The organism is Candidatus Enterococcus willemsii (assembly GCF_009933335.1).
Lineage (GTDB): Bacteria > Bacillota > Bacilli > Lactobacillales > Enterococcaceae > Enterococcus_F > Enterococcus_F willemsii.
Genome location: NZ_MAEL01000010.1, coordinates 23846 through 37731, shown reverse-complemented (window position 1 = coordinate 37731; position 13886 = coordinate 23846). Strand labels below are relative to the sequence as shown.

Below are 13886 nucleotides of genomic sequence, written 5' to 3'. Positions count from 1 at the left end.
TATTTTTCTATCAACAAACGAACAGTTTTGTCACTTGACTAAGTTATAACTTTTCTATTATTTTTTTACAAGCTATACTCTAAACAAGATAGATTTTTATTCATAGAAATGAGGATTATTATGCTGTATCATTATCGGAAACCGTTGATTCTTTCCATTACTACTATTTTGTTTTTAGGAACGCTCTATGCGTTAATTGATTATTTGCATCAACCTGCTAATTCAATTGTCGCCGATGCTTTTTCCTTACTACTATATGTTGTGTTGTTCTTTATTGAACTTAGTGTACTGGTTGTCACATTGCGCAAAAAAAACGAGTGAGTCTCAACAGAGAACCCACTCGCTTTTAACTACTCATTAGTCATTTTCATTCGTTTCTTCTTCAATAGTTGTTTCAACTACTTCTTCTGAAACAGCTCCTGGTTTTACGGTACGAATTGACGCACGGTCAAACTCCAAGTAAACACCATCGCAATCAATTTCGACTGTTTCTTTCGTATCATTCACAGCAGAAATCACACCATGTAGACCACCGATTGTTACCACGCGGCTACCTACTTGCATGCTATTCAATAATTCTTCACGTTTTTGTTGTTGCTTCTTTTGTGAACGTTGCATAAAGAACATCATCGCAATCAAAGGGATGATCATAATAAGCATTGACATTTTTTTCACCTCAATATTTTAACTATCACTATTACTTTATCAGATACGACTTCATTTCACTAGGATTTTTTTGTGAAGATTTTAGAAATTTTTCGCGTTTTCTTTATTGAAGCCATATTCTTCAAAGAAGTGTTGACGAAACTCTAATAAATTATCATCCATAATCGCTTGGCGGACTTGTTTCATTAAATTCAATAAGAAGTACAGATTATGATAAGATGTTAGACGAATCCCAAATGTTTCATCACACTTAATCAAGTGACGAATATACGCACGAGAATAGTTACGACAAGTATAACAATCACATTTTTCATCAATTGGACGGAAGTCACGAGCAAATTTCGCATTCTTAACGACTAAACGTCCTTGAGAAGTCATACAAGTTCCGTTACGTGCAATTCGTGTTGGTAATACACAATCAAACATGTCAACACCACGAATCACACCATCAATTAATGAGTCTGCTGTTCCTACGCCCATTAAATAGCGCGGCTTGTTTTCAGGAATTAAAGGTGTTGTAAATTCTAGTACACGATTCATTTCTGATTTTGGTTCACCAACAGACAACCCACCAATTGAATAGCCTGGGAAATCCATGCTTATCAAATCTTTGGCACTTTGACGGCGTAAATCTTCAAAACCAGCTCCTTGAATAATTCCAAATAAGCCTTGGCGATCAGGATTGGCATGAGCTTTTAAACCACGTTCTGCCCAACGAGAAGTTCGTTCAACAGAGCTTTTCACATAATCATAACTTTCATCAAATGGTGGACATTCATCAAAACTCATCATAATATCTGAACCTAATTTGTTTTGGATGTCAATTGCTTTTTCTGGTGATAAGAATAACGGCGAGCCATTCAAATGGTTTTTGAAATGCACTCCTTCTTCCACAATATTGCGCATATCTGCTAATGAAAAGACTTGGAAACCACCTGAATCCGTTAGAATAGGTTGATCCCAGTTCATAAATTTATGCAGACCACCCGCTTCAGCAACAATATCTTCTCCCGGACGTAACCATAGATGATACGTATTACTTAAAATAATCCCTGCACCCATTTCTTTTAATTCTTCTGGGGCAATAGTTTTAACCGTAGCTAAGGTACCCACTGGCATAAACATCGGTGTCGGGAAGGTTCCATGTGGTGTAATAATTTCTCCTAGACGTGCACCTGTGTGTTTTTCTTTCTTAATTAAACGATAACGAATGGCCGGTTCCGACATTCATCTCCCTACTTTCTGTAATTAATATATAGCTCTTTTTATGATAAGTCCTCTGGGTCCATTTTGCAACTATAGCTTAGTGAAAGAAGAAAATTCTTAGTTTTACGTTAATTTGTGTAGCATAAAGACATACACATACTTCATTGTTTTTTCATTGCGCAATGACTGGACATTTTTCAGCGTTTCGACATGAATAAACCCTTGCTTTTCAACAAGTCGTTGGCTAGCAATATTAGGCCGTTCAATTGTGGCAATTATTTTTTCTAGTTGGGGAATGGTTTGAAGAAAACTGATGAGTGCTCTTAGCGCTTCGCTACCATATCCCTTGCCATTATATTGACAGTGAATCACGTACCCAATTTCGACACAGGTTTGCTCTGGATTCAATCGTAACGAAAAGTGACCAATCATTTTTTGATTTTCCTTCACTTCTAAAGCATACCTTCCCAATGGTTGTGCCAAATTATAAGCAACTAAGGCTTCCAAAGACTCCTCCAAGTTACGGCTAGCTGGAAAATCATATCTTAATAACTCATCATCGGATACATATTCATGATAATCTTCTAAATCATTTAACTGTAATGGACGTAAGCATAATCGTTCTGTTTCTAGTATTGTTTGTTTGGCAAAATATGCCATTGGTGACATTCTTATCCATCCTTTCTTGGTTTCATCTCTTCATTAACGCGTGTGAAGACACCTTGTGAAGAAATATCATGGAGTAGTTGAATCAACTCAATTTCTGACATGTCTTGTCCGTTTTGGAACCAAGCATGCAAAAGTCCTAACACACCTGATAGCTGATACTCAATGATATATAAAAGACGAGTATTCTGCTTTCCTTGAGGAATGTTCGCTTTTACTATTGGTAAAAGAATGGCTTTGATTTTATTTTCAATTAAATGATGATGATTACTTTTGATAATCAAACCGATGTACCACCCATTTGTTTGAAATACAGACAAAAAGAATTGAATTGCAGTCTCAGTTTGAAACAAAATTGATAGATCTTCTACTTTTTGGATTGTTTGTTTGATAGGTAAAACTAATCGGTCTAACGCTTGATCTAATAAATCATAAATATTATCAAAATGGGCATAAAAAGTCGTACGATTATAACCGGCTAGTTCACAAAGTGCACGTACAGAGATTTTTTCCAGTGGCTTTTCTGCATACAACTGCCAAAAGGCTTGGATAAAGTCTTCATGGGCATTGGTCTGGTTCACATAATCACCTCATTCTGAGTATATCTCAAAACCAACACTTTTCATAGAATTGTCGGTTGTATTTCGATTTTCTCAGGACTAAACTAAGCTAGTACTTGAGAAACAAAGGAGCGTGACAAAATTGACAGTTATTACAATTGATCATTTAACCAAAGACTATGGCAATAATAAAGGGGTATTCGATGTAACATTGACAATCAAAGCAGGTGAGGTTTACGGCTATCTTGGACCAAATGGTGCTGGAAAATCCACAACAATGCGTCATCTAATGGGATTTTCCAAACCACAAACAGGTTCTGTTAAAATTTTTGGCATGGACTGTTGGACAGAACAAAAAGAAATTCAAAAACGAATTGGTTATTTACCTGGTGAAATTTCTTTTCCAGATGATATGACTGGTCTACACTATTTAAAATTAATCGCCAACATGCGAAAGATGACAGACTTTTCTTATGCAACAGAATTACTTGATTATTTCGAAATTAATCCAAATGCAGGAATCAAACGCATGTCGAAAGGTATGAAACAAAAAATTGGGATTGTCGCAGCATTCATGCATCGTCCAGAATTGCTATTATTGGATGAACCAACGAGTGGTTTAGACCCCTTAATGCAAAATCGTTTCATTGAATTAATGGAAAAGGAAAAAGCTGAAGGCAAAACAATTATTCTATCGTCTCATATTTTTGAAGAAGTTGAAAAAACTTGTGATCGAATTGGCATGATTCGCAATGGGCATTTAATTAAAGAAGTAACCGTTGATGAATTGCGTCACTCGCAACTAAAAACCTATAAAATTGAATTTATCGATTCACATGCGCTTACTGATTTAAAACAAATTTATCCAGAAGCAACCTATCGTACAGCTGAGAATCAAATGATTGTAACAATCAACGATTCAAACATTAATCAATTATTGGCCGTTTTATCCAAACATAATGTACGCTTTTTAAAAGAAGAAAAACATACACTAGAAGAATATTTTATGCAATTTTATGGAGGTAACCAACATGTTTAGTTTTCCTTATTTCAAACAAACCATTAAATCAAATCTTCCCTTTTTAATTGCTTTTACCACGGTATTATGTGTTTTTCTAATTGTTATGAGCTATGTATTTACCCCTCAAGCAATGTCAGGTTTGCATAATGCAACAGAAGGCACTGCTGTATCTAATATCTTTTCGGGCACGGGATCATTGGTTGCTTTCATGGCAAACTCATTTTATGCTTTAATGGCAATTATTTTTCCTATGGTATATTCAATTATGGTTGGAAATCGTTTAATTGCAGAAAAGATTGATAAAGGAAACATGACAGGTTTCTTATCAACACCGACGACTCGTTTACAGTTGACTATTACCAGTGCCATCTATTTTATCCTGTCGCTCATTGTGATGTGGTCAATTGTTTCTATCGTAGGGATTGTAGCTGCCGAACAATTTCAGCCGGATGCCTTAGATATTGAGATGTTTTTAAAACTAAACGTTGGGGCATTACTTTATCATTTAGTGATTAGTGGTATTTGTTTCTGCGCTTCTTGTATTTTTAATAATTCTAAAAACTCCCTTACTTTTGGTGCAGGAATTCCGTTATTCTTCTTTGTCATTAGCATGTTCCTTAAATTGTCCGATGACTTAGATTTCCTAAAATACGTTACCTTAAATACCTTATTTGATACTCAACGTATTTTATCTGGTGATGGCTATGTGACAGAATTTGTCATCATGGGCATTTTGGCGCTCGTACTTTACACTTTAGGTATTAGTTGGTTTAATAAAAAAGATTTACCTTTATAAACCGCATAGAGCAAGGAACACATATTCCTTGCTCTATTTTTTATCGCTGTTCTTGGGCTAATAAAGCTTGTTTCATAGCCAAACCGCCACGATATCCTCGCAGTTTTCCATCACTGCCAAGAACTCTGTGACAAGGGACAAGGACTAACAGCGGATTTTTTCCTACTGCACTGGCAATGGCGCGTACGGCCTTTTCTTTTTTCAGTGATTTTGCTAATTGTTTGTAGGTGATTGTTTCGCCATAAGGGATATGTTGCAATTCTTCCCATACTGCTAGTTGAAAGGGTGTTCCTGTATAGGCTATCGGCAAATCAAACCTGCGTAAGCGTCCGCTATAATACGCTTCAAATTGTTGGATGGCATCTTGAAAATCTTTCTTAACGCCTTTGACATATGTTATATTTTTTTCGCCGAAGAACTGATAAATTTCTTCAAATTCCTTTCCTTCACTGCCAACAAACACGTACGCCCCTTTTTCTTTCCCAAGATAGAATACATGATTATCTACATTCACACGGATATATTCAATAGTTCTCATCTTTAACTTCCTTTCTATACTGTAAGGGTGTCTGACCACAAAACTTTTTGAAATCTCTCACAAATTGTGAGCTATTCTCAATACCAACTTTTTGACCAATTGTTGCGATATCAAGTTGGGTTGTCTGCAACAAGGTAATTGCTTCTTGCATTCTGCGTTCTTTGAGAAACGCGTGGATGGTATTTCCTTTAATTTCTTTAAATTTACGGTGCAAATGATACGGACTACTATGCATGTCTTCTGCTATCGAAAAAAGCGTCAATTTCTCTTGATAATGAGTATCTATATAATTATTCACCTGTTCAATCCATTCGACATCTGGTAATTTTTCATCTGTTGGTCGACATCTTTTACACGGACGATAACCTCTCTTGATTAATTCTCTGACATCTTCAACTATTTCAATGTTTTCTATTCGAGGCATTCTTGACTTGCAGGATGGTTTACAAAATATTTTCGTGCTTTTCACACCATAGTAAAATTGATTGTCATATTGCGGATCACAGCTTTCAATTGCTTGCAGTTGTTCTTTAGTTGGTACCATCTTCTTCACCTCTCGCTTCTAGTGTATTACCAACAAGCTAATTGCACAATATATGAACGCTTTAAAAGCAATATTTGCACATTTCTCTGTGGTATACTTTTTATATGAAAAATTTATCTAATATTTATTACGACTTATATAATTATTATGGTCCACAACATTGGTGGCCCGCAAATAATGACATTGAAATGATGATTGGTGCTATTCTTGTGCAAAATACAAATTGGAAAAATGTCGAATTAGCTCTCCAACGTTTTCCATCCTTTCATCCTGCTGAAATTATGCAATTAACCGATGATGAGCTGATACACCAAATTCAGCCAGCAGGTTTCTATACACGCAAAGTTCAAACAATCAAGCGTGTGCTACACTGGTATCAAACATACGACTTTAAAAAAGAAATTGTGGCAACGATTCCCACAAAGCAATTAAGAAAGGAATTTTTAGCTATTCACGGTATTGGTAATGAAACATGCGACTGTATATTACTCTACGCATTCAATCGTCCTATTTTTGTCGTAGATACTTATTTAAAACGTCTCCTAGCAAAATTTGACTTCTTTGATTCAACAAATTATGATGCCATCCAAACGTTTATGATGACACAACTACCAGAAAATGTTGCGCTATTTCAAGAATACCATGCGTTAATTGTCGCTTATGGAAAGGAATATTTAAAACCCAGTACACTATTAAACAACACCCCAGATCCTGTTTTAACCGATACGAAAAATATCGATTATTCACTAAATGAACTCTTTGAATTGGAAAAAAATCCTATTATGCACTCGTTCATTCACCGCTACGGATTTATTCAACGGCAAGCTTTTTCAGACCCTTACTGGTGCGTAGTTTATGCTATTATTGGGCAAGTTATTAGCGCCTCTACAGCCCAAGTTATTTTCCAGCGATTTCAGACACATTTTCCAACAGTTACTTCTGTTGGTGAAGCATCTCTGGAAACTATTAAAAGTGTGGGATTAACGACTTCAAAAGCCCGTTATATCCAGCAATTTGCCATAAAAATCCTAAATAACGAACTTCAACTTGCAAATATTTATGAGATGAATGACGATCAGGCACTGGATTATTTGTGTCAGATTAAAGGAATTGGTTTATGGAGCGCAAAAATTATTCTTATGCATGCCTACCAGCGGAAAGATATCGCAGTCTATGAAGATTTAGCTTTGCGAAATGCCGTAAAAAAAGTAACAAAAAAGCCGGAAATAACCCGACCTGAATTCGATGCTTATTTTGACCAATTCGCCCCTTATCGAACGTTAGCCGCTATTTATCATTGGCATTTTATTGCCAATGATAACTAATGATTGGAGTGTCTGAGCACTAGAAATTACGAGCTAAGAAAACAGTATCCAAGTACATACAACAAATTTGTCGTACGCACTTGGATACTGCACTTAGCTACTTTATTCAAAAAAATCTTTTTTTAAATGTTGTTGCAAATCTTCTCGTAATTCTGTCAGTTCTTTTTCATACGTTGGTGAATCATTGGCTGGTGTTTGGTCGTTCATAAAGCGCCCTTTATTAGTCACTCCCCAGAAAGCGGCTGTATCGTCATCAAACACTTTGAAAGCCTTCATGTATTCGTCCCAAGTTTCATCGTTTTGTCCGACACCATCACCGATAAATCCTCGGCCACCCCCTAAATAACCACAGTTCATAATTGTATATATATCTTTCTCTTTTAATAAACCTTCTAAGCCTTGCTCGCTATCTTGATAAGCATATTGTTTTGCAAACACGCGCTCCATATAGCCTTTGACAATCGCTGTTGGGGTATCATGCCAATTAGGATAGACAAAAATAATATGATCGGCTTGAGTGACAAAATCTTGTTCTATTTGTACATCCTCTGGTGTGTCTCCTTCACCATCTTTCGCATGATAGAATGTATCTAGAGTTAAAACGGGATCAAAATCAAGTTCATATAAATCACGCTTTTCGACCTCAATGCCTTCTGACTCAAAGTAAGCCATCGCTGTATTCGCTAAATCATATGTCACGCTATAATCTCGTGGATCACCAATCACAAATAACGCTTTTTCTTTCTCTTCATCTTCTGAAAATCCCTCTGGTTCATAGATGGCAACTAAATTATCAGGGACAATCGATGCCGATGTTGTAGCATCACTTGCAGATGCTCCTGAAGTAACTTCTGAGCTATTTGTCGTTTCTGAACTAGAAATCTCAATGACACTTTCTGCCGTTTTTTCATTTTCTGAACATCCCGCAACAACTAACAATGTTACCGCCAAACTACCTAACATACCTAATTTTTTCATTTTTTCCTCCTTGTGAATATTTTAATTTAAACCTTATTATAAATGATTGATTCTCCCTTTACCACTTATTTTTAAAAGAGCATAACAAAAAAGTATATGTTACCTACTACACAATAAAGAATATTCCCTCGCTGATTTTCCCTTCTCTTTTCCCTAAATTGTTTTTTTCTGATACACTAAAAACAGATTAAACAAAGGAGGTTATTATTTGAAAACAAATGCTGAATTAAAAGCTGAAGCAAAAGCTTTGCTTCAAAACCGTTGGAAAGAAAGCATTTTGATGTGCTTAATTCCAACACTTTTAACCATTCTGACTGTCATTGCTACATTCATTATAATTGGCGCTCTTTTATACTTTTTCTTCATCTTTTTCCAAGATTATATGCATTCCCTGGAGTCTTCTAGCTATGTGTCAACAGATAATGGTGGTTCTTCAGGTAGCAATGCGGGTGGACTTATTTCAGGATTAATCGCTGCATTCTTTACAGCAGGTATCTCATGGACATTCTTAGATGTTTATCGCGGAAGAATAGCAACGATTCGACCGTTTAAAGATTTGGTACGAGGCTTTCGATTGCCCTATGCTTTAGGAATTGTCGTTATTTACTTGCTATCAGTTCTTTTCACGTTCTTGTGGTCATTGCTTCTAATCATCCCAGGAATTATCAAAAGCTATGCTTATTCACAAGCCAATTATATTTTTTATGAAACCTATGAAAACACTGGTGAAGTGCCAAGATATCTTGATACAATTACCGCTAGTCGTCAAATCATGGATGGCCATAAAGGGCAATTATTCCTCTTAGATTTAAGCTTTATTGGTTGGCATTTCCTTTGCTGGCTAACATTAGGGATTGGCTATATCTGGTTAAATCCTTATATCTATGCTACGAAATCTATTTTCTATGCGAATTTACCGAAAGAATAAGTATCAAAAAAACCTATCTATGATTTTTTTCATAGTAGGTTTTTTAGTCTATTCTGAATAACTTTTAAAACACCATTCATACCATGTCAATTATTTTAGTTAAAAAATGGTGAAATCCTATTAAGAGGATTTCACCATTTTCATTATTATGCTTCTTCTTCGTCTTCTTCATCTTCCGAATTATGGAATTTAATCATTTCATTCACGAAAATCGGAACAATTGATAACGCTCCAGCTAACATCCAGTGGTTTAGACTGATTGGTACTAGATTAAATAATCCTTGAGTGATTGGCAACAATGCAATCACTGTCGTAATGATAACTGCCAACACAGCCATCTCGAATAATGATTTATTCGACGATAATTTGACTTGGAAAATTGATTTTTCACTACGTACATTGAAGACATGTAAGATAGAAGAATACGCTAAAATCAAGAATGCGACGGTTTGTCCAACTTCTTGACTTGCATTAATCCAAGGACTTACACCATCAACGAAAGTACCTAAATAGTAACCAAATAGAGTCACTACAGTGAAAACAAATGAGTTAATGCCAATTTTTTGCCATAAACCACGGGCAAAAATACTTTCTTGTGGTGGAATTGGCGATTGTTTCATAATCCCATCTTCTGCGGGTTCTTTTCCTAAAGCAAAACCTGGTAGACCATCAGCTACTACGTTAACAAATAGCAATTGTACCGCAGTAAATGGCGCACCCCATCCAAGAATCATCGCAAGTAACACAATAAAGATTTCTGAAATATTACAGCTTAATAAGAAATTAACTGTTTTGCGAATATTTTGATACACGGTACGACCTTGAGCGACAGCATCAACAATAGTTGCAAAGTTATCGTCTGTTAAGACCATATCTGCAGCGCCTTTGGCAACATCCGTACCCGTAATTCCCATCGCACAACCAACATCACTTTCCTTTAATGCGGGTGCATCATTAACTCCATCACCCGTCATCGCAACAGTTGCACCTGTTCGTTGCCATGATTGAACAATCCGAATTTTATCGGCTGGCGTGACACGAGCATAGACAGAATTTTCTTTTACGGTTGCATCTAATTGTTCGTCGGTCATTTCACGTAACTGTGAACCAGTCAATGCTTTGTCACCTTTTTGTAAAATCCCTAGTTCTTTGGCAATCGCACTTGCTGTTACCACGTGGTCTCCAGTAATCATCACTGTCTTGATGCCTGCACGTTTGGCACGAGCAATCGCTGCTTTACTTTCAGGGCGTGGTGGGTCAATCATCCCAATTAATCCCACTAAACGTAAGTCATGTTCTAGAAATTCTGAAGTAATTTCTGTTGGTTCTTCATCAAAAATACGATACCCTACAGCAATCACGCGTAACGCCTTTTTACCAAAACGATCATTGACAACTGTTGCTTGATCCACATCTCCATAACGGAAACGGGGTAGTAAGACATCAAATGCCCCTTTTGTCACTGAAATGTATTTTTTCCCACGTTTATGAACCGTCGTCATCATTTTACGAGTTGAATCGAAAGGTAGTTCTGCAATACGTGGTGATTCTTCTTTTAGTTCTTTTTGAGAATGGAAATGTTCTTCAACTGCACGGACAATGGCTACTTCTGTCGGATTTCCAATGTAGACTTTCTCATCATTTTCCATTTCGACAACCACGTCTGAACATAGCGCACCGACTTTTAAGACTTCAATTGCATCTTCGGTCATCGCATCTTCCGTATCAACGATTTCATCCCCGTGTGTCCATACACGACGAACAGTCATTTTATTTTGCGTCAGCGTTCCTGTTTTATCTGAACAAATCACACTTGCTGATCCTAAAGTTTCTACTGCTGGCAAACGACGAATAATCGCATGTTTTTTCGCCATTTTTTGTACACCGAAAGCTAAAGCTAATGTCACAATAACCATCAATGTTTCTGGCACTGCCGCAACAGCTAGCGAGACAGCTGTCATAAACATATCTAATAGCGGCTCACCTTGGATATAACCCAAACCAAAGACAATCGCTGCTGCGCCTAAGGCAACTAAACTAATGCGTTTGCCTAGACGATCTAACCGAACTTGTAGCGGGGTTTCTTTATTGGTACTTTGATTTAGAAGTCCCGCAATTTTACCCATTTCGGTATCCATTCCTGTTGCAGTGACAATTGCTTGACCTCGACCATTAACGACCGTACAGCCTTTAAATAGCATATTAATTTGGTCACCAAGGCTTTGATCTTCTGAAGCGACAAAATCGGCATCTTTTTCAACAGGTTCACTTTCGCCGGTCAAAGCAGACTCTTCTACTCGTAATTGTGAACCTTCGATAATACGTGCATCCGCAACAATCATTGAACCATTTTCAATAATCAATGTATCACCAACTACGACTTCTTCTGCATCAATTTCTAACCATTGACCATCACGCAACACTGTGGCTGTCTGCTTGTTCATATCTTGTAATGCAGCCAAGGCTTTCTCAGCATTTCCTTCTTGAACAATTGCTAAAACAGAATTAATGATAACAATGGCAATAATTAAAATTCCTTCAAATAAATCTCCATGATCTGTTGCAATGGCGGTATAAAAAGAGATTGCTGCCGCAACTAACAAAACAATTGTTGTAAAGTCAGAGAGACTATGTACAATTTTTTTCGCCATTGATTCCTTAGGAGCTTCCTCAAAACGATTTCGGCCATTTTCTTGCAATCGTTTATTTGCTTCTTGTTTTGTTAAGCCATTCGTTTGTGTTCCTTGTACTGCTTCACGAATTTCTTCTTTGCTTTTTTTATATGCTTCCATCCTATTCCTCCTTTATTTCTATTCCTACTATAACACGTTTTTTTATCGTCAATCAAACATTATACTTAGGTTAACCGAAACTATTAACTTTTTTTGGTTATTTTTCACAATTTGTTATTTTTTCTCTGATTTCTTTCCCTAAATCTTCACAATTTCTTCCTATATATAAGTGCTTATCTTTTGCAAACGCTTACTAATTGTGGTATTCTGTAAATGTAAAGAAGAGAGTAACTGTTGGACGATATGTTTAGATAAAATGTAGTACAAACAAATATTGTCAAAGATACAAGTTTTACTGAGTATTAAAAAGCAAAGTAAGTTGTATATCAAGTTATACCTTTTCTGTTTCAAAAAAGTTCCATTTGTAAAGTTAAAAACAGTCTATGCGTCAAGTTTGAAAACCAAGACAAGATTTTGTATCACGTAAAGTAGAAATTGCTTTACTTGTAACGCCATATCGTTCAATATCTCTTCTAAATATAAAAGTACCCGATTGTCACGTTCCATCGACAGTCGGGTATTTTAATACTTTCATAAAACAATCCCAAAATCAAATCATTTGAAAATTACTTGGCAGAGAATATGCCGCATGTACTACTTGTTAGTATCCTAAATAATTCTGGGTCAGAATCATACTTCAGTTTGCTAGGTAGTCCATTTGAATCTAATTCAATCGGTATATATGAAGCACATCCATAATGTTTTGCATAGTAGCTCCCCATTTACATCATTTTTAGCATAGCCTCGCTCTTCAAAGGTACAATCGACTTGTGTGACAAATTAGTTCGGTTATTTATATTTCATTAAATCTGCTTTTTACAACTAACTATCGGTAAAAGGTGACAATGATTAAATAAACTGTGTTTTATCAAAAAACCAGCCAAATCTAAAAGATTCGACTGGCGTGTTTTCAAATTCTTTTTCCTGTTTAAAAGAATTTCGGGGAATAGATCACTAAGTGTAATTTGCTAATAGTTACGCACTTTTTCTCATGAAGAATGATACAACTGCGACAACAATTACTGCACCGATAATAGATGGAATAATTGCCATACCTGCTAAATCAGGTCCCCATGATCCTAATAATGATTGACCAATTGCTGAACCAACTAAACCTGCAATGACATTTGCAATAATTCCCATTGATCCACCTTTATTTGTAATAGCTCCTGCAATGGCGCCAATTACGCCACCTACGATTAATGACCATAGTAATCCCATGTTATTTCTCTCCTATCTATTGAACGCGAGGTTCCGTTTTTTCTTGATAATTATCAATCCCTTTATCTACTGAGCGTTTAGCTTTCGATGTTTGTTTTGAAAGATAACTACCCGCCGTGCTTGCTGCATCGGTTACTTTATCTTGAACCGTTTCACTATCTTCTTCGTATTCTTTTTTAGATTTGATGTCTGATACGTTGACGTTTACTTCGATGACATCTAAATGTGTCATTTTCGTTACTTCACGGGCAATTACTTCTTTAATTTGATCAAAAATTGCTCGAATATCTTTGCCGTATTCAACGACAACATCCATATCCACTGCCACTTGTTTTTTCCCTACTTCTGTATGGATGCCGGAAGTGACATTATCTGTATTTACTAATTTTTCAGCAAAATTAGAGAAGAATCCACCATCTACTGTTAACAAACCATCGATTTCTTCCAAAGCAATACCAATGATCTTTTGTACTACTTTATCATCAAACGTCAATTCGCCAGTAATTGGTTTTTTGTCTAGTGTAGCTTCCTTATGTGGTACTTCTGGTACTTGTGGTTGTTTTTCCATGATAATTCCTCCTACTTTTGATTAATTTATATCATTCTGCTCAGTAAAAAAATTTACTACGCAGAGTTGAAAACATT

General features: G+C 36.2%; 15 protein-coding genes. 5 read left to right on the top strand and 10 right to left on the bottom strand.

Annotated elements, in window-relative coordinates; translation table 11 throughout:
• Positions 1–120: 120 nt before the first annotated feature.
• The gene (locus BAU17_RS01370) at positions 121–321 is read left to right on the top strand and encodes a hypothetical protein (RefSeq protein WP_161901019.1); all 201 of its coding nucleotides are present in this window, start codon (positions 121–123) and stop codon (positions 319–321) included.
• Between the two features lie 36 nt (positions 322–357).
• Here BAU17_RS01370 and yajC read toward each other — a convergent pair whose 3' ends face one another.
• The 4 genes from yajC to BAU17_RS01350 form a co-directional block, all read right to left on the bottom strand.
• Positions 358–666, bottom strand: coding sequence for a preprotein translocase subunit YajC (yajC, locus tag BAU17_RS01365; RefSeq protein ID WP_418904762.1), 309 nt, complete (start codon positions 664–666; stop codon positions 358–360).
• Positions 667–747: 81 nt separating this feature from the next.
• A complete protein-coding gene (gene tgt / locus BAU17_RS01360) occupies positions 748–1893 on the bottom strand; it encodes a tRNA guanosine(34) transglycosylase Tgt (protein ID WP_161901018.1) in 1146 nt (381 codons plus the stop codon).
• A gap of 102 nt (positions 1894–1995) precedes the next feature.
• Positions 1996–2541 (bottom strand): GNAT family N-acetyltransferase, encoded by a 546-nt coding sequence (locus tag BAU17_RS01355; protein WP_161901017.1) that lies wholly within the window; start codon positions 2539–2541, stop codon positions 1996–1998.
• 2 nt (positions 2542–2543) lie between these two features.
• Positions 2544–3119: a TetR/AcrR family transcriptional regulator gene (locus tag BAU17_RS01350; protein WP_161901016.1), complete on the bottom strand. Its 576-nt coding sequence runs from the start codon at positions 3117–3119 to the stop codon at positions 2544–2546.
• 112 nt (positions 3120–3231) lie between these two features.
• Between BAU17_RS01350 and BAU17_RS01345 the strand changes: the two genes are divergently transcribed.
• Positions 3232–4137 (top strand): ABC transporter ATP-binding protein, encoded by a 906-nt coding sequence (locus BAU17_RS01345; RefSeq protein ID WP_418904761.1) that lies wholly within the window; start codon positions 3232–3234, stop codon positions 4135–4137.
• A complete protein-coding gene (locus tag BAU17_RS01340) occupies positions 4130–4915 on the top strand; it encodes an ABC transporter permease subunit (RefSeq protein ID WP_161901014.1) in 786 nt (261 codons plus the stop codon). Before BAU17_RS01345 ends, BAU17_RS01340 begins: the two co-directional genes overlap by 8 nt.
• Positions 4916–4955: 40 nt before the next feature.
• Here BAU17_RS01340 and BAU17_RS01335 read toward each other — a convergent pair whose 3' ends face one another.
• Positions 4956–5453: a methylated-DNA--[protein]-cysteine S-methyltransferase gene (locus BAU17_RS01335; RefSeq protein WP_161901013.1), complete on the bottom strand. Its 498-nt coding sequence runs from the start codon at positions 5451–5453 to the stop codon at positions 4956–4958.
• Positions 5440–5997: a bifunctional transcriptional activator/DNA repair enzyme AdaA gene (locus BAU17_RS01330; protein ID WP_161901012.1), complete on the bottom strand. Its 558-nt coding sequence runs from the start codon at positions 5995–5997 to the stop codon at positions 5440–5442. The genes BAU17_RS01335 and BAU17_RS01330 overlap by 14 nt, the downstream gene beginning before the upstream one ends.
• A gap of 104 nt (positions 5998–6101) precedes the next feature.
• Between BAU17_RS01330 and BAU17_RS01325 the strand changes: the two genes are divergently transcribed.
• Complete coding sequence (locus tag BAU17_RS01325; protein WP_161901011.1) at positions 6102–7322, top strand: hypothetical protein; 1221 nt, start codon at positions 6102–6104, stop codon at positions 7320–7322.
• A gap of 102 nt (positions 7323–7424) precedes the next feature.
• Here BAU17_RS01325 and BAU17_RS01320 read toward each other — a convergent pair whose 3' ends face one another.
• Positions 7425–8300, bottom strand: a complete 876-nt coding sequence (locus BAU17_RS01320) for an NAD(P)H-dependent oxidoreductase (protein ID WP_161901010.1) — start codon at positions 8298–8300, stop codon at positions 7425–7427.
• 208 nt (positions 8301–8508) lie between these two features.
• On the opposite strand from BAU17_RS01320, the gene BAU17_RS01315 reads away from it, so the two are divergent.
• Positions 8509–9228 (top strand): DUF975 family protein, encoded by a 720-nt coding sequence (locus BAU17_RS01315; protein ID WP_161901009.1) that lies wholly within the window; start codon positions 8509–8511, stop codon positions 9226–9228.
• Between the two features lie 146 nt (positions 9229–9374).
• Here the strand turns inward: BAU17_RS01315 and BAU17_RS01310 are convergent, their stop codons facing one another.
• The 3 genes from BAU17_RS01310 to BAU17_RS01300 form a co-directional block, all read right to left on the bottom strand.
• The gene (locus tag BAU17_RS01310; protein ID WP_161901008.1) at positions 9375–12020 is read right to left on the bottom strand and encodes a cation-translocating P-type ATPase; all 2646 of its coding nucleotides are present in this window, start codon (positions 12018–12020) and stop codon (positions 9375–9377) included.
• Between the two features lie 975 nt (positions 12021–12995).
• The gene (locus tag BAU17_RS01305) at positions 12996–13241 is read right to left on the bottom strand and encodes a GlsB/YeaQ/YmgE family stress response membrane protein (protein WP_161901007.1); all 246 of its coding nucleotides are present in this window, start codon (positions 13239–13241) and stop codon (positions 12996–12998) included.
• A 16-nt stretch (positions 13242–13257) separates the two neighbouring features.
• Positions 13258–13809, bottom strand: coding sequence for an Asp23/Gls24 family envelope stress response protein (locus BAU17_RS01300; protein WP_161901006.1), 552 nt, complete (start codon positions 13807–13809; stop codon positions 13258–13260).
• Positions 13810–13886: the final 77 nt, after the last annotated feature.